The following is a 24,115-nucleotide window of genomic DNA, read 5'->3' as shown; positions in this document are numbered from 1 at the left end:
ATGGCTGCGTCCGGCCGCCCCACCATTTTTTCGATTCCGGTCCACCGGGCCTTCGCGGACTCACTCGCGGCCGGATTGATCGATCGGTATGCCGACGGCGCGCTCGGGCTCGCCGAAGGACTGATCCTGTTGCCGAGCAATCGAGCGCGGAGCGCCGTGCAGGCGGCGTTCGTGCGCGCGGGCGGGGCGGGGCTGTTGATGCCGCGGCTTGCGGTGATCGGCGATGCCGATCTGGATGAAAGCGTGGCGCTTGCGCTCGATGCGATCGACGACGATCCGGTCGGCCCCGCTATCGACCCGCTGCGGCGGCGCCTGTTGCTTGCCGAACTGATCGAGCGATACACGCCCGCGGGCGACGCGCCGATCACGGGCGCTGCGGCCTTTCAGCTCGCCGACGGGCTCGCGCGGGTGATCGACCAGCTTCATTATGAGGAGGTCGGCGTTGCGGCGCTCGTCGACCTAGACCTTGGTGCCTTTGCCGAACATTGGCAGGCGTCGCTGGGGCGATTGCGGCTGCTCGTCGATCATTGGCCCGCGGTGCTGGCGCGGACGGGAACGATCGACCGCGCCGAACGGCGCAACCGCCTGCTCGACCAAGTGACCGCAGGATGGCGCGCCGCACCGCCCGCGCGATTCATGGTCGCAGCCGGCATCACGACCGCGGCGCCCGCGATTGCACGGCTGATGCGGACGGTCGCTGATATGGAGCGCGGCATGGTCGTGCTGCCCGGCGTCGATGGCGTGATGGCCGCGGAGGAATGGGACGCGCTCGGACCGACGCGGCCCGACCCCGAAAATCCGGCGCGCGCGCTCGAGACGCATCCGCAATATCATCTGAAACTGCTGCTCGACCGCATGGATGTGAGCCGGGGCGAAGTGGTCGATTGGGACGCGGCGTCCGAATATGACGGACCGGCGGCGCGCACGCCCTTCGTATCGCTGCTGTTCGCGCCCGCCGATTATACGGCGCAGTGGCAGGCGGCGGGCGACCTGTCGGCTGCAACCGCCGGGATTTCGGGCGCGGTGTTCGGCGATGACGGGCAGGAGGCGCAAGCGATTGCGTTGTTGATGCGCGAAGCGGTCGAAACGCCGGGGCGTACTGCCGCGCTGGTGACGCCCGATCGCGGGCTGGCCGAACGCGTTGCGGCAGCGCTCTCGCGCTGGGGGATTTCAGTCGACGACAGCGCTGGCCAGCCCTTGTCGCGCACGCCGCCGGGCGCGTTGCTGCTGTTGCTCGCCAGGCTGGCGGCGGAATTCGACCCGGTCGCCCTGGTGTCGCTGCTAGGGCATCCGCTCGTCCGCAAGGGCGAGGGGCGGACGGCGTGGCTCGACCAGCTGCGGCGACTCGATCTGACGTTGCGCGAACCGGGGCTGACGCCGGGGTGGGATGGCGTAAGCGCGCGCATTGCCGCCCGCGCCGCCGATCCGAAGGCGCGCGGACATGGCCGGGCGGCCGAGTTGCAACCCTGGTGGGACGAAGCGTCGGGCGAACTCGGCGCGGCGCTCGCGCCTTTCGCGGGGCCGACGCCGCCCGCGGCCTTGCTCGCCGCGCTTCAGACAGGCGTCGAGTGGCTGACCGGCGACGCGATATGGGCTGGCCCCGCCGGGCGCATGCTCGCCGAGATGTTCGACCAGTGGGCGTTGGCGCGCGGCGACGGACCAGCGCTCGTCGACCCCGCCGATTTCCCCGCGATGCTGGAGCAGCTGCTCGCGCAGGCGAGCGTGCGGCCGCCCTATGGCGGACATCCGCGTTTGTTCATATGGGGCCTGCTCGAGGCGCGGCTGCAGCGCGCCGACCTGATGATCCTGGGCGGGCTCGACGAGGGGCGCTGGCCCGCGGTGACGCAGCCCGATCCGTGGCTCGCGCCGGGCATCCGGCGTTTGCTGGGACTTCCCGCGCCCGAACGGCAACAGGGAATGGCGGCGCATGATTTTGCGGGCGCGCTGGGTGCGGGCGAGATCGTCGTCACGCGCGCGGCGCGGAGCGGCGGCGATCCGGCGGTCGCCTCGCGCCTCTGGCTGCGGCTCGCCGCGCTGGCCGGCGACCTCCCCGAGCCGGCGCCGGGCGGGGTGCCGCTCACCAGGCTCGCCGCCGAACTCGACGTGCCGCCAGGGCGCGCGCAGCCGGTGGGACGGCCCGCGCCGAAGCCGCCTGCCGACGATCGTCCGCGCCGGATCAGCGTCACGGGCGTCGACAGGCTCGCACGCGATCCCTTCGCTTTCTATGCCGATCGCATGCTCGGCCTGTCGTCGCTCGACCCGCTCAGCGCGGCCCCCGATCCGCGCTGGCGCGGGACGCGGGTGCATAAATTGTTCGAGGATTGGGTGCGCGAAGGCGCGACACGCGAGGGGTTCGAGGCGGAGTGGCGGGCGCTGAAGGACGATGCCGCGCTCGATGCGATTGCGCGCGCTTTCTGGTTGCCGCGGATCGAGCCGGCCTTGCGTTGGGCGGCGGCGCAAGTCTGGGATGCCGCGGCGCGTCGGCCAATCGCAGTCGAGGCGCAGGGCGAGATTGTCGTCGACGGCATCACGCTCCACGGCAAGGCCGACCGGATCGACCGCGATGCCGACGGCAAGCTATCGATCGTCGATTATAAATCCGGCGGGGCACCAAGTGCGAAGGCCGCCTTCGACAAGCTCGACAATCAGCTCGGCCTGCTCGGCCTGCTCGCGCGCGAAGGCGGCATGAAGGATATGGCAGCAGCGGCGGTCAATGCACTGGAATATTGGAGCCTTCGCCCCGATCGCCGCGCCGACGGGGCAGGCAAGATATCGAACAGCTATGGCGCGCGCAGCGACCTCAAGAGCGCCGAGCAGGCGATCGACCATGCCGCCGAGGCCTTGTCCGAACTGGCGGCGCAGTATCTGTTCGGCGATGCGCCCTTCGTTCCCGGCGAGGGCGCGGGCTATGGCGACTATGACCAGCTGATGCGCCGCGACGAATGGTTCGGGCGGGGCGAGGCCGACTGATGGTGAAACCCACCGGCCTTGCGACGCTCGACCCGCGGCAGGGCGCCGCCGCTGACCCCGAAAGCCATGTCTGGCTGGGCGCGTCTGCGGGGACGGGCAAGACGCAGGTGTTGTCGGCGCGTGTGCTGCGGCTGATGCTGGGCGGGGTGTCGCCCGAGGCGATCCTCTGCATCACCTTTACCAAGGCGGGCGCAGCCGAGATGGCGCACCGCATCCACGAACGGCTCGCGGCGTGGGTGCGGATGGACGATGGTGATCTGCGGCTCGACCTGCGCGCGCTGGGGCTCGATTGGCAGCGGCCTGGACTCATGGCGCGCGCGCGGTCGCTGTTCGCGACGGTGATCGACAGCCCGGGCGGCGCGATCCGTGTGCAGACGATCCACAGCTTTTGCCAGACCTTGCTGGCGAGCTTCCCGCTGGAGGCGAAGCTGTTGCCGGGTTTCCGCGCGATCGAGGAGGATGAAGCGGCGGCGTTGCAGCGACAAGTGCTCGGCGCGCTGCTCGAAGAGGCGGACGAACGCGCCATGCTTCGCGAGACGGCGGCGATGTTGTCGCGGCGATTGGGGCAGGAGGCGGCGCTGTCCTTTCTGTCGAGCTGCGCCGCTGCGTTCGGCGGGCCGCGCGCGGCGCTGCCACCGACGGCACATGATTTGCGCGCCGCGTTCGACCTGCCCGGCGGCGATCCCGATGCGTGGATCGGCGACCAGCTGGCGGCGGGGGCGATCGCCGATGCCGACATCAAGGCGGTCGCGACGAGCGGCGCGAATTGGGGGACCAAAACGGGGGAGGCCTGCTCCGACGTGATGGTCGGCTGGCTGATGGCCGATGCGCGCGCTCGCGCGGCGATGCTCGGCGAATTGCTTGGCAGGTTCGTGACCGGCAAGGGCGACCTGCGCGCCGATTTCGCGGGCGACAAGGGGCGGATGACCGATTGCGTCGACAGCGCGGTGCGCATCGTCGACGCCGCGCAGGCCTTGCTGGGCACTGCGGCCGCGATGCGCGTCGCCGATGAACTGGCGGCGGCGTGGAAGCTGGGGAGCCGTTTTGCCGAGGCTTATGCGCTCGCGAAACGCGAGCAGGGGCTCGCCGATTTCGATGACCTGATCACGCTCGCGGGATCGCTGCTGCGCGTCAGCAGCTTTGGCGAATGGGTGCGCTTCAAGCTTGACCAGCGTACCGACCATATTCTGGTCGATGAGGCGCAGGACACGAACATGCGCCAATGGGGCATCGTCTACTCGCTCGCCGAAGAGTTTTTTGCGGTGGCGCCGGACGATGCCGAGCGTTTTCGCACGCTGTTTACGGTGGGCGACCGCAAACAGGCGATTTTCGGATTCCAGGGCACCGATCCCAAAGCCTTCGCGACGATGCGCGATGCTTTCTATCGGCTGGGCGAGCAGGCGGGGCAGCCGTTCCGGCAGGTCGATCTCGTCTCCAACTATCGTTCGACCCCTGCCGTGCTGGCGGTCGTCGATGCGTGGCTTGCAGCAGGCGGCGCGGACGCGATGGGGCTCGACGGCGAGGAGCCGCCGCACCGGCCGTTCCGCGATGCGCATGCGGGGCAGGTCGAGCTTTGGGCGCCGCTGCCGGTGGGCAAGGCGCTCGATGCCGAAGCCGAGGAGAGCGGCGACGAAGAGGGCGGCGATACAGGCGCCCCGGCGTCGGACCCGGCGAGCATGCGGCTCGCCAAGGCGATTGCAGGCGAAGTGCAGGACTGGATCGCCCGCGGCAAGGACGGGCGGCCGGTGTCGCCGGGCGACATCATGATCCTGGTGCGCCGCCGCCGCGACCTGGCGGCGCGGATCGTCGCCCGGTTGCAGGCGTTGCATGTTCCGGTGGCGGGCGTCGATCGCTTTGCGCTGACGCAGCCATTGGCCGTGCAGGATCTGATCGCGGCCATGCGCTTTGCGGTGCAGCCGCTCGACGACCTCAACCTGGCGTCGCTGCTGGTGTCGCCGCTGATCGGTTGGACGCAGCAGGATCTTTACGAGCGCACGCATCGACGCGGCCGCGCGGCGCTGTGGGAGCATCTGCGCGCGACGGAGGGCGATGCGTCTGCCGCGACGATGGCGGCGCTGCGTCACCTGCTCGGCATGGCCGACTTCACGACGCCCTTCCGCTTCCTCGAGACGATCCTGTCGGGGCCGATCGACGGACGGCGCAAGCTTTACGCGCGGCTGGGGCGCGAGGCGCGCGACCCGATCGACGAATTGCTGAGTCAGGCGCTGGCCTTCGAGCAGCGCGAGACCGTCTCGCTGCTCGGTTTCCTGACGCAGGTCGAAACGAGCAGTGCCGACATCAAGCGACAGACCGAGGCGCGTAGCGATGTCGTACGGGTGATGACGGTACATGGGTCGAAGGGCCTGCAGGCGCCGATCGTCATCCTGGCCGACGCGACCGACGATACCGGAGGCGGGCATCGGCCGTTCAGTGTCGACGTTGCGTTGTGGGAGAAGCTGCCGGTCTTTGCGGTCCCCGCCGATGAACGGCACGGCAAGCTTGCCGACGCGCATGCGGCCGTCGGATTGGCGGCGGCGCAGGAGCATTGGCGGCTCTTCTATGTCGCGATGACGCGGGCCGAGGAAATTCTCGTCGTTGCAGGCGTCACCAGGAAAGCCGACCGGACGATCCCCGAGGACAGCTGGCACGCCGCCGTTGAGGGCGTGCTGGCGGGCATGGGGAGCGAGTGGGAAGAAGCAGGGCCGATGTGGGCACGCCGGCGCGTCCACCGCGCCAATGCCGGAAAGTGGACGAAGAAGGACAAGTCGGCGAAGGTCGGGGCGGCGAAGGTCGAGGCGGCCGCATGGGTGCTTCCCGAATGGGCGCACCGGCCAGCGCCCGAGGAAGCGCGCCCGCCGCGCCCGCTCGCGCCGTCAGCGCTGGGCGACGACGACGTCGCGGTGCCGCCGCAGGGCGCGGCGCGCGGAGCGGCGGTCGAGCGCGGGCTGCTGCTTCATGCGCTGTTCGAGCGGTTGCCCCCGGTGGCGGTGGAGCGGCGGCGCGATGCCGCATTGCGATGGCTTGGTGCGCAGGCGCCGGCGCTCGGCGACGTGGCGCGCGGCTCTATGGTCGACGAGGTACTGGCCGTGATCGACGACCCGGCGCACGCCGCGCTTTTCGGATCCGGATCGCTTGCCGAGGTGCCGCTGTCGGCGGTGGTCGCGGGAACGGTCGTCGCCGGCATCGTCGATCGGCTGCTTGTCACCGACGATCTCGTGACGGTCATTGACTACAAGACCGGGCGGCAGGTGCCGGACAGTGCCGATGCCGTCGCGCCGGCCTATCTGCGCCAGATGGCCGCCTATCGCGATGCGCTCGGCGTGATTTTCCCGGGCAGGCGCGTCGCGGCGGCGCTCCTCTATACCGCTGCGCCGCGGCTGATCGGCCTCGACGACGCGATCCTCGACGCACACAAGCCGGGCTTGCTGGCAACCAAGGCGAATTTGCAGGGTTCGACCCTTGAGCCGGACGCCCCGACATCCTAGCTTGGGGGCAACAGAATTTCAGGAGTCCAGATTATGGGTACCAAGGCAATTACCGACGCCAGCTTTCAGGCCGACGTCCTCGACAGCGACACCCCCGTGCTCGTCGATTTCTGGGCCGAATGGTGCGGCCCGTGCAAGATGATCGGCCCGTCGCTCGAAGAGATTTCGGACGAGCTTGCCGGCAAGGTCGTGATCGCGAAGATCAATATCGACGAAAATCCGGACGCACCGGGCAAATATGGTGTGCGCGGTATCCCGACGATGATCCTGTTCAAGAATGGCGAGATCGCCGAGACCAAGGTCGGCGCCGCGCCGAAGAGCGCGCTCAAGGGCTGGCTCGAAGGGGCTCTTTAAAGTCTGACCTCGCCCTTGCGAGGAACTGCGCGGCGATCCAGAGTAGTCGTAAGCCGCCCTGCGTCGCTTCCCAGCATTTGCCGGGATTCGCCATGGCGGGCTTTCATGATGCTCAGGTCAGCGGAATCATGACCTGTTCGGCATAGCCCGGGCGGGCCTTGATGCGGGCGTACCACGCCTCGACATGCGGCAGTGCCGGGCGTTCGATAGCCATCGAAAAATATGTATATACATAAACGCCCATCGGGATATCGCCGATTCCGAAGGCGTCGCCGGACAGCCACGGTGCGCGCGCCAGCGCGGCGTCGAGGATCGCCATCTGCTTCGCGCACGCGGCGGCCGATGTCGCAATAGCCGCCGCGTCACGATCGCCAGCGCGCTTGCGAACGAGATTAAGGAACGCGCCGCGCTGCGCGTCGGCATAGCCGATCTGCCAGTCCATCCACTTGTCGCCGGTCGCGCGCGCTGCCGGATCGGCGGGCCAAAAGCGGTCGCCGCCATGCTTTGCGGCGAGATAGCGCAGGATCGCGTTCGATTCCCACAGTAGCAGCCCGTCGTCTTCGATCGTCGGGATCAGCGCATTGGGATTTTTCGCCCGATAAACAGCATCCATACCGAACTGGCCGCCGACGTCGTGACGCGCGAATGCAAGCCCAAGTTCGACCGCGAACCATGCGACCTTCTTGACATTGTGCGAGTTGAGGCGGCCCCAGATCGTCAGCATAGGCGTCAGCTCCGATAGTCGGCGTTGATGCTGATGTAGCCGTGGGTGAGGTCGCACGTCCAAACGGTCGCATGGCCTTCGCCGAGCCCGAGGTCGGCGCCGACCCGGATCTCCAGTCCTTTGAGGTGCGCCGCCACCGGCGCCTCGTCATATCCGTCGACGGGGAGTCCGTCCTTCGCGACCCAGTGATCGCCGAAGCGGATGGCGAGCTTGTCGCGGTCTGCAGGTTCGCCGGCCTTGCCCACCGCCATCACGACGCGGCCCCAGTTCGCGTCCTCGCCCGCGATCGCGGTCTTGACCAGCGGCGAGTTGGCGATGGCGAGCGCGACGCGCTTCGCGCTGTCGTCGCTGACCGCGCCGTTCACCTGAACTTCGATGAACTTCGATGCGCCCTCGCCGTCGCGAACCACTTGATGGGCGAGGTCGAGAGCGACGGCGCGGATCGCGGCATAGAGCGCGTCGACACCCGGATCGTCGCGCGTGGTCAGCGGCGCGTTGCCCGCCTGCCCGGTGGCGAAGAGCAGCACGGTGTCGCTGGTCGAGGTGTCGCTGTCGACCGTGATGCTGTTGAAGCTGCCGCCGGTGGCGTCGCGCAGCATCTGCTGCAACAGCGCGGGAGCGACCGCAGCGTCGGTGAAGATATAGCCGAGCATCGTCGCCATGTCGGGTGCGATCATCCCCGATCCCTTGACGATTCCGGCAATCTGGACGGTGGTGCCGCCGACGATCGCGCTCGCGGCGGAGCCTTTGGCAAAGGTGTCGGTGGTTCCGATCGTCTCGGCGGCGGTTTCCCACGAGCAAGGTTCGGCGGTCAGCGCGGCCTCGACCCCGGCGCGCGCCTTGTCCTTGGGTAAGGGCACGCCGATGACGCCCGTCGAGCTGACGAAGACTTCGGTCGCGGCGCAGCCGAGATGGCCGGCAACCTGCGCCATGATCTGCTCGACCGCCTCGCGCCCACGATAGCCGGTGAAGGCGTTGGCGTTCCCGGCGTTGACGATCAGCGCGCGGCCGGTGCCGCCCTTGACCTGCTCGCGGCCGAGCTCGACTTCGGACGAGCAGCAGACATTGCGCGTGAAGACGCCGGCGACGGTCGTTCCGGGCGCGAGCTCGACGTAGGTGAGGTCGCAGCGGTCCCAATTCTTGTACTGCGCGCGCGCGACGCGGCGCGTCACCCCGGCGATTTCGGGGAGGGCTGGGAAGGCGTCGGGGGCGAGCGGTGAACGGCTGGTCATGGGGCGCGCATAATCGCTATCGCGCCAAAGCAAAACCCCTCCCGCAAGCGGGAGGGGTTTCGGTCCTCCCTGCGGCGAAGCCGTGGGGAGGGGGCAGTCGCGCAGCGGCTGACGGAGGGGCCATGACGCGACGTCTCAGCCCCTCCACCACCGCTTCGCGGCGGTCCCCCTCCCCACGGCTTCGCCGCAGGGAGGAGTTTCGGCCTACGCCGGAATGCCGCTGATCGACTTGATTTCCATGAAGTCCTTCAGCCCGAACAGACCGCCTTCGCGGCCATTGCCCGACGCCTTGTAACCGCCGAAGGGCGCGCCCGGGCCGGGGCCCCAGGCGTTGACTGCGACCATGCCCGCGCGCAGCTTCGGCGCGACGTCGGCGGCCTTTGCCGGGTCGCCCGAAATCACCGCCGACAGGCCATATTCGGTGTCGTTGGCGATATCGACGGCCTGGTCGAGATCGTCATAGGCCATCACCGTTGCGACGGGGCCAAAGATCTCCTCGTTGGCGATGCGCATGTCGCGCGTCACGCCCGAAAAGACGGTCGGCTTGATGTAATAGCCGCGGTTGACGTTGCTCGGCAGGCCGGTGCCGCCGGTTTCCAGTGTCGCGCCTTCGTCGATCGCCGACTGGATCAGGCCCTGGATCTTGTCGAACTGCGCCTTGTTGACGACGGGGCCGATATGCGCGCCCTCGGCCTGCGGATCGCCGACCGAGGTGCCGTCGAACATCGCCTTGATCACGCCGACTGCGGCCTGCGCGTCATCCTTCTGGACGAGGATGCGCGTCGGGGCGATGCAGCTCTGGCCGGTGTTGACGAGCACGCCCGACACCGTCGGGGGCAGCACGGCGGCGAGATCGGCGCCCGGCAGGACGATGTTCGGCGATTTGCCGCCCAGTTCCTGATGGACGCGCTTGACCGTGTCGGCGGCTGCCTTCGCGACGAGGATGCCCGCGCGGGTCGAGCCGGTGAAGCTGACCATTTCGATGCCGGGATGCGACGAGATCGCGTTGCCGACGGTCGGGCCGTCGCCCTGCACCAGGTTGAACACGCCCGGCGGGACGCCCGCGGCGTCGAGAATCTCGGCAAAGATCACTGCATTGCCGGGGCATTCTTCGGAGGGCTTCAGGATCATGCAATTGCCGCCGGCCAGTGCCGGCGCCACCTTCAGCGCGATCTGGTTGAGCGGCCAGTTCCACGGCGTGATCATGCCGACGATGCCGATCGGTTCATAGACGACCTTGTTCGCGCCATGCTGTTCGGTGAAGGCGAAATCCTTGAGCGCCGCGATGGTGCCCAGGAAACCGCCGATGCCGGCGCCGACCTGTGCGGTGCCCGCGAAGCTGACCGGCGCGCCCATTTCGCTCGCCATGGACTTGGCAAGATCAGCGCCGCGCTTCTTATATTCCTCGACGATCCGGCCCAGCAGGTCGAGGCGTTCTTCGCGCGTCGTCTGCGAGAAGGTCTTGAAGGCTTCCTTTGCCGCCGCCACCGCATCGTCGACATCGGCCGCGGTGCCGAGCACGACGGTCGAGGCCGCTTCCTCGGTCGCGGGGTTGATGACGTCGTGGAGCTTGCCGCCCTTGCTGTCGACCCATTTGCCGCCGATGTAATTTTGTTTCAGGTGCGTTTCGGTATCGCTCATTGTCTGTCTCCCATCGGCGTGTCTCAATACGTATCGCATTGCTACCTAATGACGGCAGCGAATGAATCAAGCGCCAGCCCCCACTTTCGTTAGGGGTGACGGCGCGGAAAGGGCGCCCTAGCGCTTTTCAGCCGAAAGACGTGACATCAATATGGCCGCGCGCGTTGCCTGCCGCGCGATGCTCGGGATATCGACCGCTTCGCCGGGCGCATGGTCGCCGGTGCCGTACGGCCCGAGTCCCGCGAGTCCGTCGACATCCGCCGCGACGAAACTGATGTCGCCGGCGCCGCGCTTCAGCGGATCGAGCGGGGCCATTTCGGCGAGGCCGAGATCGCGGTTCACGCCGTTGAGCTTGACGAGCAGGGCGCGATTGCCGTCGGTCGGAGCCATCGCGGGATAGCCGCCGGGGTCGAAGCTGATCTTCGCGTCGGTGCCGGGCGCGTGCTCGGCGACGATCGCGGTCATCTTGGCCTTCACGCGCGCGATCTGCTCGGGCGAGAGCGCACGCAGGTCGCCGCGGGCGATCGCGATGGCGGGGATGATGTTCGTCTTGCCGGTCGCCGTCGCGCGGATGCCGCCCGCGTCGAGCTCCGCCTGCTGGCCGCCGGTGATCAGCCCGACGTTGAAGGTCAGGTTGGGCTCGGGAAGGTCGGTGCGAAAGCGGTGGATGATGCGCGTCAGCTCATAGATTGCGCCGTCGCCTGCCGCGGCGCTGAAGATGCCCGAGCTGTGGCTCGCCTTACCCGTAGCGGAGACCATCCAGCTGTCCGACGAGCGCCGGGCGACAGACCCCATGTCGGCGCCATTGTCGCGCACCAGGCCTTCGAAATCGAGCGCGACGTCGCTGCGCTTGCCGGCCGCGATCAGGTCGGCGCGGGCTTTCTCGATCGGGCTGCCCGAATCTTCCTCGTCGCCGGTCATATGGATTTCGATGTTCGCGCCCTTCAGCGTTCCCGCCGCCTGCATCGCTCGCAGCGCGGCGACGATCACGACCATTCCGCCCTTGTCGTCGCCCGCGCCCGGCCCCTCGCCCCGGTCGCCCTTGCGGACGAACGTCTGGAACGGCGAATCGGGTTCGAACACCGTGTCGAGATGGGCGATCAGGAGCAGGCGTTTGGCGCCCGGCTTGCCGGTGTGCGTCGCGATCAGATGGCCGGCGCGGCCCGTGTCGGTCATCGGCTTCCATTCGACCTTGAAACCGAGCGGCTCCAGTTCGGCGCGCATCATCCGTCCGACCGCCTCGACGCCGGCGAGGTTGAGCGAGCCGCTGTTCTGGTTGACGAGTTTTTCGAGGAGCGCGACGCTGCGGTCCTGCTCGGCCTCGACGGTCTTTGCCATCTTCGCCTCGGGCGGGCTGAGCTTTGCTGCCGCAGCGGGCGCGAGCGCGAGTTGAAGGGCGATCAGGGCGGCAAAGGGTAGCGATTTCATGGGGGGACTCCTCTGGACGTCCCCTTGTGGCGTGTGGCGCGCGCGGCGGCAAGCGGTCAGCCGGGCCGCACCATGAAGATGTCGCCGCCGATGCCGACGATGAACAGATTGCCTGCGCTGTCTTCGCCGAAGGATGCGATCGAACTCAGCGTTCCGGCATCGGGCGCGAAATCCTCGTTCCGCCGTGCAAAGCGCGACGAGGCGAGCGTCTGACCGGGAACCAGGCTGGCAAAAGGCACCGACCAGATGTTGCCCGAGACAAAGTCGGCAAAGACATATTGGCCGGCGAGCGATGTCACCGGGCCGCGATAGACATAGCCGCCGGTGATCGAATTCCCCTGGCGCGGGCCGCTGCCGTGGCCATATTCGGCGACGGGATTGATCAGGCCGCCCGGCGCCGTACCCGAATAGGTCTGGGTCCCTTCCTTGAATCGCCATCCGAAATTGGCGCCGGGCTGCGTCGTCGTCAGCAGATCGACCTCTTCGACCGCACCTTGCCCGACGTCGCCGATGACGAGCGTCGCGCCGTTGAACGACGCGCGGAACGGATTGCGCAGGCCATAGGCATAGACATAGGGATCGCCGCCGCCCGTCAGGAAGGGATTGCCGGGGGCAGGGGCGTAGCTGCTGCCGTTCGCGCCGACCGTGAAGCGCAGGATCTTGCCGAGGCGCAGATTGGTGTTCTGCGCATTATTGTCTGGATCGCCGCCACCGCCGCCATCGCCAATCCCTACATAGACGAGCCCGTCGGGGCCGAAGCCGATCCAGCCGCCATTGTGATTGTCGGCCGCGGCATGCGGCACGCCGAGCACCGTGTCGTAAACGGTCGAGCTATTCGGCTGGCCAAGCGTGTAGCGGCGCACCTGCACCGTCCCGTCGGCCGCGGTCGCGACCGCGAGCAGCCGCTGCGACGTCGCATGGTCGGGATAGGCCGCGAGGCCGAGAAGCCCGCGCTCGCCGCCCGTCGAAATGTCGGCGATGTCGAGCACGCGGGTGCGGCTGCCGTTCGCGGGGTCGAAGCGATAGACGTCGCCGCCCTTCTCCACGACATAGACGCTGCTGCTGCCGGGGATCGGCGCGACATAGAGCGGCTGGTTGAAACCGGTACCGACGCGCACGACGGCGATGCCCTCGCGGCTGTTGGTGACGGTGATGTTGACTGGCTGCGTCGCGCTCGCGGTGCCGTCGCTCACGCGCAGCACGACGGCATAGACATTGTCGCCGTTCGCATCGCCGGGCAGGTCATAGTCGGGCGCAGCGTTGAAGCGCAGCGCACCGGCGCCGGTGATCGAAAAGAGCGCCGCATCGGCGCCGCCGTCGATCGTGAAGGTCAGCGGGTTGGCGTCGGGGTCGCTTGCCGCCGCCTGATAGGCCGCGGTCGTATTTTCGGCGACGCTCGCGGTTTGTGCCGACGTGAAGCTGGGGGGCGAATTGGCGGCGGGTGGATTGCCGCCGCCGCCATTGCCCCCTCCGCCGCCCCCGCACGAGGTCAAGAGAATCGGGAGGAGGGCAAGCGAGACAGGGAACCGCATGGCCAATCAGCCTTTCGCTATACGCGCCCCCGCCTGCAATGTGCCATTCGTTCCGGCCGGCCGCAACCAGCGACGTGCAGCGGTGTTAAGCGGGTTCCTTAACCTCTTCGAAGTCGTCGAGCCGGTCGAGCGCTTCGCGCGCGATCGCGTGCATTTTCGCGGTGTTCACCACCAATCCCTTCGCGTCGTGACCGGTCAGGTCGTCGATCGTGAACGCCACGCGCGTCGTGCCGGGCGCAAGTTCCTCGAAAGTGAATTTGAGCCCGGTCTGCAAGGCGCCATCGTCGACGCTGTAGAGGATGTGCGTCTCGCGCGGGATATTCATCTCGATCGCAAACCGGACTTTTTGCGCCTCGGGACGCTCGTCGGGAATAAGCCCCTCGAAACCGGGCTGCCCCTTTTGCACCACCAGTTCGTAGAGCCGCGACGAGCCGCCATTGGTGACCAGGGGAATGTCGCGAAAATTGGCGCCGTCGGTGCCGAACATCTTCTTGAACACCTCTTCGCGCGGCGCCGCGACGGTTTTTGTCTGGCTGACCAGTGCGGCCATGTCGCCGCACCCGGCCAGAAACAGCGCGGCGGTGATCAGGAACAGGTTACGCAGCATGACAATCCCCCGACAATCGGGATCTGCATAGCGTCAGTCATTTACCAAAGCGTCAATGAGGCTTTCGCGTTCCTGTAAAGAATGTTTGACAGGCCGGGCGTGGCAGTGTAAAGAGTGTTTGACAGGCGAAGGGACGGTCGTTGGAAAATCGGGTGCGCGATCATCGCGAGAAAGCGGGATGGAGCCAGGGCGAACTGGCGCGGCGGCTCGGCGTGTCGCGCCAGACGATCAACGCGGTCGAAACCGACAAATATGACCCTAGCCTGCCGCTTGCGCTGCGCATGGCGCAGCTGTTCGGGCTGGAGGTACGCGAACTGTTTATCGACCATTGGGTAGCGGAGAATGAAGGATGAGTGTGATGACGCAGGATAACGCTCCGAAATGGAAGCGATCGGTCGCGCGGATGCTCGCGGGCGGGCTGGTCGGCGCCGCGGTTTCGGCGGCGGCGCTGGCGCTGGCCGGATCGGCGCTGCTCGACGCGATGGGTCCGTCGCGCGTCGCGCTGGCGACCGTCGGCCTCGTGTATGGACTGATGGCCGCGTTCGTCGGTTTCGGCCTCGCTGCGCCGCGGATGGGCGCCAGATTGCTCAATGTCGCCGACGCCGACGAATTGCGCGAAGAGCGGTCGGGGATGCTGCTGTCGGTCATCACGATGGGCGCTCTCGGACTCGCTCTCGTCCTGCTGGCGGTCGCGCGCGCGCCTGGCTTTGCCGCGGGTCTTGTACCTGCCGGCGCCGCGATGGGCGCGTTGATTGCCATCAGCGTCGCTGGCGTCGTGGCCAGCTGGCGCTGGCAGGGCCGCTTCGACGAACTCAACCGCCAGCTCGGGCTCGAGGGATGTTTCTGGGCCTTCTGTCTCAGCTGGGTGCTGCTGACGCTGTGGGCGGCGGCCGATTTTCTGGGGCTGGGCGCAGTGCTGACGCCGATCGACGTCGTGACGACGCTCGCTGCGATGATGCTGCTGGGCTCGTTCGTTGCGGTCGGCCGACGCGGGATGATGGTCCGCTAGCGTGAGGCTGGGTGAGCGGTTCTGACGGGTTGCCGCTGCCTCATCCTCCCCTGCGCCGTTGTCCTCCGCTTCGTCTTTCGCGGGAATGACGAACTTGGGGAGGGCCGCTCCTGCCGCAATGCGTCATCGGACGGGACACAGAAAAGGCGTCCGATCCCCCCAGACCGGACGCCCCCCCTTGTCGCGCCTGTCAGTGATCAGGCGCTGTAGTACATATCGAACTCGACCGGGCTCGGCGTCTGCTCGACGCGATGGACTTCGTCCCACTTCAGTTCGACATAGGCTTCGATCTGGTCCTTGGTGAAGACGTCGCCCTTGAGCAGGAAGTCATGGTCGGCGAGCAGGCTGTCGAGCGCTTCGCGCAAGCTGCCGCAGACCGTCGGCACTTCGGCCAGTTCCTCGGGCGGCAGGTCATAGAGATTCTTGTCCATCGGGTCGCCCGGGTGGATCTTGTTCTGGATGCCGTCGAGGCCCGCCATCAGCAGCGCCGAATAGCAGAGATAGGGGTTGGCCATCGCGTCGGGGAAGCGGAATTCGACGCGCTTCGCCTTGGCGCCTGCGCCATAGGGGATGCGGCACGAGGCCGACCGGTTGCGGCTCGAATAAGCGAGCAGCACGGGGGCCTCGAAGCCGGGGACGAGGCGCTTGTAGCTGTTCGTCGTCGGGTTGGTGAACGCGTTCAATGCCTTGGCGTGCTTGACGACACCGCCGATGAAATAGAGGCACATGTCGCTGAGGCCCGCATAGCCATTGCCGGCGAAGAGCGGCTTGCCCTTTTCCCAGATCGAGATGTGGGTGTGCATGCCGCTGCCGTTGTCGTCCTTGATCGGCTTCGGCATGAAAGTCGCGGTCTTGCCATAGGCATGCGCGACCTGGTGCACGACATATTTGTAGATCTGCATGCGGTCGGCGGTTTCGGTGAGCGTGCCGAAGGTCAGGCCAAGTTCGTGCTGCGCGGCGGCGACTTCGTGGTGATGCTTGTCGCACGGCAGGCCGAGCTCGAGCATGGTCGAGACCATTTCGGCACGGATGTCGACGGCGCTGTCGACCGGCGCGACGGGGAAGTAACCGCCCTTGGCGCGCGGACGATGGCCCAGGTTGCCGCCCTCATAGCTGCGGCCGGTGTTGGTCGGCAGCTCGATATCGTCGATCTCGAAGCCCGACTTGTTATAGCCGGTTTCGAAACGGACATCGTCGAACATGAAGAACTCGGCTTCGGGGCCGACATAGACGGTGTCGCCAACGCCGGTCGATGCGACATAGGCCTCGGCGCGCTTTGCCGTCGTGCGCGGGTCGCGCGAATAGCCTTCGCCGGTCGACGGCTCGACGATGTCGCAGAAGATGACGATCATCGGGGTTGCCGAGAACGGATCGTCATAGACGGCGTCGAGATCGGGCATCAGGATCATGTCGGATTCGTTGATCGCTTTCCAGCCTTCGATCGACGAGCCGTCGAACATCAGCCCGTCTTCGAGCGCGTCCTCGTCGATCACGCCGGCGCACATCGTCAGATGCTGCCACTTGCCCTTTGGATCGGTGAAACGCAGGTCGACCCACTCGATGTCGTTTTCCTTGATCCGTGCGATGATGTCCTTGGGCTTTGTGGCCATGGTCTGAACTTCCTTCTTGCGATGATGTCCCGGCGTGCCGGGGTTTAGTGGAACAGGATGAAGAGCGACGGCTTAAAGCGCGTCCTCGTTGCGTTCGCCGGTGCGGATGCGAAGTGCGGTCTCGACCGGAATCACGAAAATCTTGCCGTCGCCGATGCGGCCGGTCTGCGCCGCGGCGGCGATCGCTTCGACCACGCGCTCGGCCATCGAATCCTCGACGATGACCTCCAGCTTCACCTTGGGCAGGAAATCGACGACATATTCGGCGCCGCGATACAGCTCGGTATGACCTTTTTGTCGTCCGAAGCCCTTGGCCTCGGTCACGGTGATGCCGCTGACGCCGACTTCGTGAAGCGCTTCCTTCACTTCGTCGAGCTTGAACGGCTTGATGATCGCCTCAATCTTCTTCACGCGCCTTATCCCCCACTGGGTCTTTCCCTTGTGCTCGCGGCCAAAGCCGGATCAGGCTCGCCTGGTCCGGTCTGCTCCTCCATGAGTCGCTGCGAGGCCCCGTCATGTTGCACCAATCAAAAGCCGTGCCAATTGGCGAATCGCAAGCTTTCGGTAAGATTTGTGACATCATGTTGCGCCGCTGCCCAAGCGGTGTGCAACGGTACGGAATCGATGCCTATAAAAGCGGCAGATGGAGTCGGGCGCAGTGAAAATTTGTTTCACGCGAAGACGCGAAGGCGCGAAGAGGCCGCGCCAGCGCTGCACGCCGCACGTCGCCGCAGGCGATTAAAAGGCGCCTCGCGCGATGAAGAAGCGGGTCTTGCAAGGAGGCCGCTTCCTTCTTCGCGCCTTCGCGTCTTCGCGTGAGATATTTCTATCCCGCCCTATCGCCCCATCGGTGCCGCGTCGGTGTCCAGATTCGCCTTGGTCCAGTTCGACCGTTCGATGACATAGGCACGGATCGCCTCTGCATCGGCCGGGGTCAGCACATTGCCGAAACTGACCATGCCGCGTTCCTTGAGCGCTCCGCCGATGACGACCGATTTCCACGCATCGGCGTTGGCTAGCGCGCCCGAGACGCGAAGGTCGGGGGTGAAGCCGTTGCCGATCGCGCTGTCGCCGTGACAGACGATGCAATAGCGCCCGAAATGCGCCTTGCCGGCAGCGACAACGGCGGGCGTCGCGGTCATCGGCGGCGGGTTCCACGCGAGCGGCGCGCTTGCCGCCAGCGCGGGCAGCTTTGCGGTGCCGCCGATCTTGAGCACGACGAGCCGCGGCAGGTTCGGGACCTTGCGCGTCACGCCGCCAGCGACGCCCGCGACGAGCGGGAAGGCGCCGCCCTTGCTCGTCATGAACGCGACATATTGCACCCCGCCGACGCGGAAGGTCGAGGGCGCGCTCACGATACCCGACTGCATGTCGAGGTCGAGCAACTGCTTGCCGGTGTCGGCGGTATAGGCACGGAAACGGCCGGTGCTTGTTCCCTGGAACACCAGATTGCCCGCGGTCGTCATCGTGCCGCCGTTCCATGCGGCAGGATAATCGACCGCCCAGGCGACCTTGCCGGTGCGCGGGTCGAACGCGACGAGACGCCCGGTGGTTGCGGCAACCGCCGCCTTGAACGCGGCTTTGTCGTCGGGGAGCATCGTGCCGGTGAGCGTCGAGCCGATGTTGAAGCCCAGAATCTTGCGCTTGTCGAGTTCGGTCATGTCCTGCAGATAGCCCTGCGGAATCTGCTGTGCGGGAATATAGACGAGGCCCGTCGCGGGGTTGAAGCTCATCGGATGCCAGTTGTGCGCGCCGAGCGCGCCGGGGATCGCGATGAAGGGCTTGCCGGTCTTGTAGAAACGCGCTTCGGGCTTTTCGATCGGGCGCCCGGTCGCCATGTCATAGCCCGACGCCCAGTTGATCCCGTCGACGAAGGGCTTGGCGTCGATCAGCTTGCCGTTGGTGCGGTCGATCGTGAAGAAAAAGCCGTTCTTCGGCGCGTGGTACAGCACCTTGGTCGGCTTGCCGCCCACCGCCTGCTCGGCAAGGATGATCGGCTGGGTCGCGGTATAGTCCCACGTCTCGCCCGGCGTTTCCTGATAATGCCATTTATATTGGCCGGTCGTGGCGTCGAGCGCGACGACCGACGACAGGAACCAGTTGTCGCCTTCGCCATTCGACCTGGTGCCGTGGTTCCACGGGTTGCCGTTGCCGACGCCGAGATAGATCTGGTCGAGATCCTTGTCATAGACGATCGCGTCCCAGACGGTGCCGCCGCCGCCCGATGTCTGCCACTCGCCCTTGTCGGACCACGTCGCATTGCCCTTGCTCGCGAAGATGTCGTCGCTGACTGCGCCGTCCTTGGCTTTGGTCGGGTTGGGCGCGGTGTAGAAGCGCCAGCGCTCCTTGCCGGTGTCGGCGTCATAGGCGGTGACATAGCCGCGCACGCCGAACTCGGCGCCGCCATTGCCGATCAGCACCATGTCCTTCACGACGCGCGGCGCGCCAGTGATCGTATAGGGCTTCGACGTGTCGAAGGTCTGCGTCGACCAGAGTTCCTTGCCGGTCTTGCGGTCGAGCGCGATCAGGCGGCCGTCGAGCGCGCCGACGAACAATTTGTCGCCCCACACCGCGACGCCGCGGTTGACGACGTCGCAGCAGGCGCTGACCGCGCGCTCGCCGGGGACCTTGGGGTCGAACGACCACAGCTTCTTGCCGGTCGCGGCGTCCCACGCGTCGACCTTTGACCAGGCGTGGCTGACATAGAGGGTGCCGTCGACGACGACCGGCGTGGCTTCCTGCCCGCGCGCATCGTCCAGATCGGCGAACCAGGCGAGGCCGAGCTGGCCGACATTCTTGTCGTTGATATCGGTGAGCGGGCTGAAGCGCTGTTCGTCATAGCTGTAGCCGATGCCCGCCCAATTGTCGCCGTTGCCGCCGGTCTTGAGCAGGGCCTCGCTGGCCTTTTCGGCTTCGTCGAGCGATCCGCCGCCCGAAATGCTGTCATTCTTCGATGCGTTGCATGCCGCCAATGCCAACAGCGCGCCGCCCAGCAGCGCGGCCTTCAAGACCCGTTTCGCCATCCCATGCTCTCCCTACGTCTATGCTTGACGTTAACGTCAAGACTGCGCGCGAAGTGCCTGGTGCGCAAGCGGGAAAATGGGGGGTGGGGGAGGGGGCTTGATGTGGTGGCGCCGTCCCAATCGCCACCCCGGACCTGATCCGGGGCCCACCATCGCCAGGGTTGCGTTGGACGTCATGGATGCCGGATCAAGTCCGGGACGACGAAATAAACTATCGTGCTGATCGGCTTACGCCCAGGGCGGTGCGTTCAGGCCCTTGGGGCTGGCGGTGAAGATTTCACAGCCGGTTTCGGTGATCCCGATGCTATGCTCGAACTGCGCCGACAGGCTGCGGTCGCGCGTCACCGCGGTCCAGCCGTCGGGAAGCATCTTCACGGCATATTTGCCGGTGTTGATCATCGGCTCGATCGTGAAGAACATGCCGGGGCGCAGTTCCGGGCCGGTGCCGGGGCGGCCGGCGTGAACGACCTCGGGCGCATCGTGGAACATCTGGCCGAGGCCGTGGCCGCAGAAGTCGCGAACGACCGAATAGCGGTGCCGCTCGGCATGCGTCTGGATCGCGTGCGCGACGTCGCCCATGCGGTTGCCAGGCTTCGCCTGCTCGATGCCGAGCATCAGGCATTCATACGTGATGTCGACGAGGCGCTTCGCCTTGATCGGCACGTCGCCGACCAGATACATGCGGCTGGTGTCGCCATGCCAGCCGTCGATGATCGTCGTCACGTCGATATTGACGATGTCGCCATCGCGCACCGGCTTGTCGTCGGGGATGCCGTGGCAGACGACATGGTTGATGCTGGTGCAGCAGCTGTGGGTAAAGCCGCGATAGCCGAGCGTCGCGGGGATGCCGCCGCCGTCGAGCATCATCGTGCGAACCAGGTCGTCGATCGCGCCGGTGGTCACCCCCGGCTGGACGAAGGGGACGAGCGCGTCGAGGATTTCGGCCGACAGCCGTCCCGCCTTGCGCATGCCGGCAAAGCCGGCTTCGTCATGCAATTTGATCGTGCCGTCGCGGACGCGGGCAGGGGCGGCCGCTTCGTCGGCGCTTACGGAAACATAGTCGTACATGACCCCGATATAGGGCGCGATCGGCAAAAAAGCGAGAGGGCAACCGCTCGACCGCCGACTTGCTGCCGGAGGATCGTCTCAAACCTGAATCTGCGCAAAATCCTTCGTGCCCGGCATCTTCGTAAAGGCACTGCCGGGCGCGGCGTCGAGGTGCGGGATGATCGACGGGTCATAGTTGGCGACCGCATTGACGTCGAAGATGCTGTGATTGTCGGGATTGGCCAAATAGTCATCTTCTTCGGTGCCCGACAGAAAGGCCCAGCCGCTGTCATGATCGTCGCGCGGCATCTCGCGGTACATGAACCGGATCGGCTGCCCCTCGACCGTGATGCGATCGGACGCGATGCAAATGCCCCGGCCGATCACGAGCGGCCGTATTTCGGCGGTCGAAAGGCGATAGAATTTCGGCTCTTCCATCATCGTCGATCCACAGGGCGCTGCTGGGCTAGCGCTGCGGGGCGGGCGTATCAAGTCGCGGACCTGATACGCCCGCCTCGCCTCATATTCGAACGCTTGCCTATTTGGACGCCTTTTCCGGCTTGGTCTTTGCCTTGCCCTTGCTCGCCTTGGGCGGGGCGGGGGTGATTTCAAAGGCCAGCGGGTTGCCGACCTTGGCATCCTCGCCTTCCTTCATCTTCACCTTGACCTCGCCGCCGTGGACGAGCTTGCCGAACAACAGCTCCTCGGCGAGCGGTTGTTTGATCTTTTCCTGGATCAGGCGGCCCATCGGACGCGCCCCATAAAGCTTGTCATAGCCCTTGCCGGTCAACCACTGACGCGCGGCATCGTCGAGCTGGATGTGGACGTTGCGGTCGGCCAGCTGCAGCTCGAGCTGCAGGATGAACTTGTCGACGACGCGCGTCACCACCTCGGGCGGCAGATAGCCGAACGGCACGATCGCATCGAGGCGGTTGCGGAATTCGGGGGTGAACATGCGCTTCACCGCTTCTTCCTGCACATCCTCGCGCGTCGAGTTGCCAAAGCCGATCGACTCGCGCGCCATGTCGCTGGCGCCCGCATTGGTCGTCATGATCAGGATGACGTTGCGGAAGTCGACCGTCTTGCCGTGGTGGTCGGTCAGGCGGCCGTTGTCCATCACCTGGAGCAGGATGTTGAACAGGTCGGGGTGCGCCTTTTCGATTTCGTCAAGCAGCAGCACGCAGTGGGGATTCTGGTCGATCGCGTCGGTCAGCAAACCGCCCTGATCGTAACCGACATAGCCCGGCGGCGCGCCGATCAGGCGGCTGACCGAGTGGCGTTCCATATATTCGCTCATGTCGAACCGCTGGAGCGGAATGCCCATGATCAACGCGAGCTGCTTGGCGACTTCGGTCTTGCCGACGCCGGTCGGGCCGCTGAACAGATAGTTGCCGATCGGCTTTTCGGGATCGCGCAGCCCCGCACGCGACAGCTTGATCGCCGACGACAGCACTTCGATCGCGGTGTTCTGGCCGAAGACGACGCGCTTGAGGTCGGTTTCCAGGCTCGCAAGCGTCGCCTTGTCGTCGGTCGAGACCGACTTGGGCGGGATGCGCGCCATCGTGGCGATGACCGCTTCGATCTCCTTGGCGGTGATCGTCTTCTTGCGCTTCGACGGGGCGACGAGCATCTGCATCGCACCGACCTCGTCGATCACGTCGATCGCCTTGTCGGGCAGCTTGCGGTCGTTGATGTAACGCGCCGACAGCTCGACCGCCGCGTTGATCGCGTCGGGGGTATAGCGCACCTGATGGTGGCTTTCGAACGCACTGCGCAGTCCCGCGAGGATCTTTTTCGTGTCTTCGAGCGTCGGCTCGATCACGTCGATCTTCTGGAAGCGGCGCAGCAGCGCGCGGTCCTTTTCAAAGTGGTTGCGGAATTCCTTGTATGTCGTCGATCCGATGCAGCGGATGACGCCGCCCGACAAGGCGGGCTTCAGCAGGTTCGAGGCATCCATCGCGCCCCCGCTCGTCGCGCCGGCGCCGATCACCGTGTGGATCTCGTCGATGAACAGGATCGCGTGCGGCAGGTTTTCGAGTTCGGAGACGACCTGCTTCAGCCGCTCCTCGAAGTCGCCGCGATAACGCGTGCCGGCAAGCAGCGCCCCCATGTCGAGCGAATAGATGACCGCGGGCAGCAGCACTTCGGGCACGTCGCCTTCGATGATCTTGCGCGCAAGGCCTTCGGCGATCGCGGTCTTGCCGACGCCGGGATCACCGACATAGAGCGGGTTGTTCTTGCTGCGGCGGCAGAGGATCTGGATCGTGCGATCGACCTCGGCCGTGCGGCCGATCAGCGGGTCGACCTTGCCGCCCTTCGCCTTTTCGTTGAGATTGACCGTGAACTGGTCGAGCGCGGTTTCCTTTTTGGATTTGCCTTCGCTCTTGTCCTTCGTCTCTTCCTTTTCCTCGGGCTCGGCCTGCGGCGAGGGCTTGCCGCCCTTGCCGACGCCGTGGCTGAGGTACGATACCGCGTCAAGGCGCGTCAGATCCTGCTGCTGCAGGAAATAGACGGCATAGCTTTCGCGTTCGGAGAAGAGCGCGACGAGAACATTGGCCCCCGTCACTTCATCCTTGCCCGACGACTGGACGTGCAGGATCGCGCGCTGGACGACGCGCTGGAACCCGCTGGTCGGCGAAGGGTCGCTGTGCCCCTCGACCTTCAGGCTGTCGAGCTCGGTGTCGAGATAATGGACGACCGCCGATTGCAGGTCGTCGAGCGCGACGCCGCAGGCGCGCATCACTTCGGCGGCATGATCGTCGTCGATCAGCGCGTACAGCAGATGCTCCAGCGTCGCATATTCGTGATGGCGCTCGGAAGCGGCCTTCAGGGCGTTGTGCAGGGTCTTTTCGAGAGATTCCGAAAAGGACGGCATGTCTTTCATCTCCTTGCGGGGACGAAGCCGGGGAGAGGCCGCCCCTAGGACACTAACGTGGCGATGCCGCCGCCCGACCGCAAGGGAAAAGCGGATGGCATTGTGAAATTACGATGACAGGATTGCGCTATGGTTAACGTGGGGTTGCGATTTCGGGGTTTGGGGCGTGTCCTTTGGGCGGCAAGCGGCTATCTTTTCCTTCCGTCCCCTCGACTTGATCGGGGGTCCACAGCTGCCGTGGCGTCCATGGATCCCGGATCAAGTCCGGGATCACGATGATAGATAGCGCCAGCAACGGTCGCCTCTGTACCCCTCAGCCCTTCTTGAACAGCGATTCCGCAACCGCCTTGTGGCTCGTCGCGGCAGCCTTGTGCGCCTTCACGCGCTCGATCTCGCCTTGCAGGACCGCGACGCGGTCGTCGAGTTCGTCCAATGACAGCGGATCGAGCGGCTGTTTGATCAGCGCGGCGAGCACATCGTCGCGGCGGCGGGGAAGGTCATCATCGTCCATGGCGTGTCCTTTCTCTCGCGGGTTCCTGATGGAAAGCGCGCAACTGTTGACCCGTGTCGCACCTCTG

General features: G+C 66.1%; 18 protein-coding genes. 5 read left to right on the top strand and 13 right to left on the bottom strand.

Annotated elements, in window-relative coordinates; translation table 11 throughout:
* Genes addB through trxA form a run of 3 tightly spaced genes read left to right on the top strand, consistent with a single transcriptional unit; the run spans window position 1 to window position 6,809 of the window.
* Window positions 1-2,970, top strand: coding sequence for a double-strand break repair protein AddB (gene addB, locus ACO055_RS10920; protein WP_422058892.1), 2,970 nt, complete (start codon window positions 1-3; stop codon window positions 2,968-2,970).
* Window positions 2,970-6,455 (top strand): double-strand break repair helicase AddA, encoded by a 3,486-nt coding sequence (addA, locus tag ACO055_RS10915; RefSeq protein WP_422058891.1) that lies wholly within the window; start codon window positions 2,970-2,972, stop codon window positions 6,453-6,455. The genes addB and addA overlap by 1 nt, the downstream gene beginning before the upstream one ends.
* Before the next feature lie 33 nt (window positions 6,456-6,488).
* Window positions 6,489-6,809, top strand: coding sequence for a thioredoxin TrxA (trxA, locus tag ACO055_RS10910; protein WP_237836369.1), 321 nt, complete (start codon window positions 6,489-6,491; stop codon window positions 6,807-6,809).
* A gap of 112 nt (window positions 6,810-6,921) precedes the next feature.
* Here the strand turns inward: trxA and ACO055_RS10905 are convergent, their stop codons facing one another.
* The 6 genes from ACO055_RS10905 to ACO055_RS10880 all read right to left on the bottom strand — a co-directional run bounded on the left by ACO055_RS10905 (window position 6,922) and on the right by ACO055_RS10880 (window position 13,973).
* Entirely contained in the window at window positions 6,922-7,533 is a 612-nt protein-coding gene (locus ACO055_RS10905; protein WP_422058890.1) for a glutathione S-transferase family protein, read from the bottom strand.
* 5 nt (window positions 7,534-7,538) lie between these two features.
* Window positions 7,539-8,765, bottom strand: a complete 1,227-nt coding sequence (gene argJ, locus ACO055_RS10900) for a bifunctional glutamate N-acetyltransferase/amino-acid acetyltransferase ArgJ (RefSeq protein WP_422058889.1) — start codon at window positions 8,763-8,765, stop codon at window positions 7,539-7,541.
* A 204-nt stretch (window positions 8,766-8,969) separates the two neighbouring features.
* Complete coding sequence (locus ACO055_RS10895) at window positions 8,970-10,406, bottom strand: aldehyde dehydrogenase family protein (RefSeq protein WP_422058888.1); 1,437 nt, start codon at window positions 10,404-10,406, stop codon at window positions 8,970-8,972.
* Window positions 10,407-10,523: 117 nt separating this feature from the next.
* On the bottom strand, window positions 10,524-11,834 hold the full coding sequence (locus ACO055_RS10890) for a M20/M25/M40 family metallo-hydrolase (protein ID WP_422058887.1): 1,311 nt from the start codon (window positions 11,832-11,834) through the stop codon (window positions 10,524-10,526).
* Window positions 11,835-11,890: 56 nt separating this feature from the next.
* A complete protein-coding gene (locus tag ACO055_RS10885; protein WP_422058886.1) occupies window positions 11,891-13,327 on the bottom strand; it encodes a PQQ-dependent sugar dehydrogenase in 1,437 nt (478 codons plus the stop codon).
* Between the two features lie 124 nt (window positions 13,328-13,451).
* A complete protein-coding gene (locus tag ACO055_RS10880) occupies window positions 13,452-13,973 on the bottom strand; it encodes a hypothetical protein (RefSeq protein ID WP_422058885.1) in 522 nt (173 codons plus the stop codon).
* A gap of 140 nt (window positions 13,974-14,113) precedes the next feature.
* Between ACO055_RS10880 and ACO055_RS10875 the strand changes: the two genes are divergently transcribed.
* Complete coding sequence (locus ACO055_RS10875) at window positions 14,114-14,326, top strand: helix-turn-helix transcriptional regulator (protein ID WP_422058884.1); 213 nt, start codon at window positions 14,114-14,116, stop codon at window positions 14,324-14,326.
* 5 nt (window positions 14,327-14,331) lie between these two features.
* Complete coding sequence (locus ACO055_RS10870; protein ID WP_422058883.1) at window positions 14,332-14,982, top strand: hypothetical protein; 651 nt, start codon at window positions 14,332-14,334, stop codon at window positions 14,980-14,982.
* A gap of 197 nt (window positions 14,983-15,179) precedes the next feature.
* Here the strand turns inward: ACO055_RS10870 and glnA are convergent, their stop codons facing one another.
* The 7 genes from glnA to ACO055_RS10835 all read right to left on the bottom strand — a co-directional run bounded on the left by glnA (window position 15,180) and on the right by ACO055_RS10835 (window position 24,048).
* Window positions 15,180-16,592, bottom strand: a complete 1,413-nt coding sequence (gene glnA / locus ACO055_RS10865) for a type I glutamate--ammonia ligase (protein WP_422058882.1) — start codon at window positions 16,590-16,592, stop codon at window positions 15,180-15,182.
* A 72-nt stretch (window positions 16,593-16,664) separates the two neighbouring features.
* On the bottom strand, window positions 16,665-17,003 hold the full coding sequence (locus tag ACO055_RS10860; RefSeq protein ID WP_037518110.1) for a P-II family nitrogen regulator: 339 nt from the start codon (window positions 17,001-17,003) through the stop codon (window positions 16,665-16,667).
* Between the two features lie 425 nt (window positions 17,004-17,428).
* A complete protein-coding gene (locus tag ACO055_RS10855) occupies window positions 17,429-19,615 on the bottom strand; it encodes a PQQ-dependent dehydrogenase, methanol/ethanol family (RefSeq protein ID WP_422058881.1) in 2,187 nt (728 codons plus the stop codon).
* A gap of 228 nt (window positions 19,616-19,843) precedes the next feature.
* Entirely contained in the window at window positions 19,844-20,683 is an 840-nt protein-coding gene (gene map, locus ACO055_RS10850) for a type I methionyl aminopeptidase (protein ID WP_422062458.1), read from the bottom strand.
* A gap of 78 nt (window positions 20,684-20,761) precedes the next feature.
* A complete protein-coding gene (locus tag ACO055_RS10845) occupies window positions 20,762-21,103 on the bottom strand; it encodes a DUF2185 domain-containing protein (RefSeq protein WP_422058880.1) in 342 nt (113 codons plus the stop codon).
* A gap of 97 nt (window positions 21,104-21,200) precedes the next feature.
* Window positions 21,201-23,537 (bottom strand): ATP-dependent Clp protease ATP-binding subunit ClpA, encoded by a 2,337-nt coding sequence (clpA, locus tag ACO055_RS10840; RefSeq protein ID WP_422058879.1) that lies wholly within the window; start codon window positions 23,535-23,537, stop codon window positions 21,201-21,203.
* A gap of 313 nt (window positions 23,538-23,850) precedes the next feature.
* Entirely contained in the window at window positions 23,851-24,048 is a 198-nt protein-coding gene (locus ACO055_RS10835) for a DUF1192 domain-containing protein (protein ID WP_422058878.1), read from the bottom strand.
* Window positions 24,049-24,115: the final 67 nt, after the last annotated feature.

The sequence above is a fragment of the Sphingopyxis sp. genome (genome assembly GCF_965227415.1).
Classification (GTDB): domain Bacteria; phylum Pseudomonadota; class Alphaproteobacteria; order Sphingomonadales; family Sphingomonadaceae; genus Sphingopyxis.
Note: the sequence above shows the minus strand (reverse complement) of the source record. Positions and strands in the feature narration are given on the sequence as shown.

Excerpts from the sequence above, each read along its gene's own strand:
- argJ (WP_422058889.1), bottom strand. The coding sequence starts at position 8,765 with ATGACCAGCCGTTCACCGCTCGCCCCCGACGCCTTCCCAGCCCTCCCC.
- ACO055_RS10895 (WP_422058888.1), bottom strand. The coding sequence starts at position 10,406 with ATGAGCGATACCGAAACGCACCTGAAACAAAATTACATCGGCGGCAAA.
- ACO055_RS10890 (WP_422058887.1), bottom strand. The coding sequence starts at position 11,834 with ATGAAATCGCTACCCTTTGCCGCCCTGATCGCCCTTCAACTCGCGCTC.
- ACO055_RS10855 (WP_422058881.1), bottom strand. The coding sequence starts at position 19,615 with ATGGCGAAACGGGTCTTGAAGGCCGCGCTGCTGGGCGGCGCGCTGTTG.
- ACO055_RS10835 (WP_422058878.1), bottom strand. The coding sequence starts at position 24,048 with ATGGACGATGATGACCTTCCCCGCCGCCGCGACGATGTGCTCGCCGCG.
- addB (WP_422058892.1), top strand. The coding sequence starts at position 1 with ATGGCTGCGTCCGGCCGCCCCACCATTTTTTCGATTCCGGTCCACCGG.
- clpA (WP_422058879.1), bottom strand. The coding sequence starts at position 23,537 with ATGCCGTCCTTTTCGGAATCTCTCGAAAAGACCCTGCACAACGCCCTG.
- map (WP_422062458.1), bottom strand. The coding sequence starts at position 20,683 with ATGTACGACTATGTTTCCGTAAGCGCCGACGAAGCGGCCGCCCCTGCC.
- glnA (WP_422058882.1), bottom strand. The coding sequence starts at position 16,592 with ATGGCCACAAAGCCCAAGGACATCATCGCACGGATCAAGGAAAACGAC.
- trxA (WP_237836369.1), top strand. The coding sequence starts at position 6,489 with ATGGGTACCAAGGCAATTACCGACGCCAGCTTTCAGGCCGACGTCCTC.
- ACO055_RS10905 (WP_422058890.1), bottom strand. The coding sequence starts at position 7,533 with ATGCTGACGATCTGGGGCCGCCTCAACTCGCACAATGTCAAGAAGGTC.
- ACO055_RS10880 (WP_422058885.1), bottom strand. The coding sequence starts at position 13,973 with ATGCTGCGTAACCTGTTCCTGATCACCGCCGCGCTGTTTCTGGCCGGG.
- ACO055_RS10870 (WP_422058883.1), top strand. The coding sequence starts at position 14,332 with ATGACGCAGGATAACGCTCCGAAATGGAAGCGATCGGTCGCGCGGATG.
- addA (WP_422058891.1), top strand. The coding sequence starts at position 2,970 with ATGGTGAAACCCACCGGCCTTGCGACGCTCGACCCGCGGCAGGGCGCC.
- ACO055_RS10845 (WP_422058880.1), bottom strand. The coding sequence starts at position 21,103 with ATGATGGAAGAGCCGAAATTCTATCGCCTTTCGACCGCCGAAATACGG.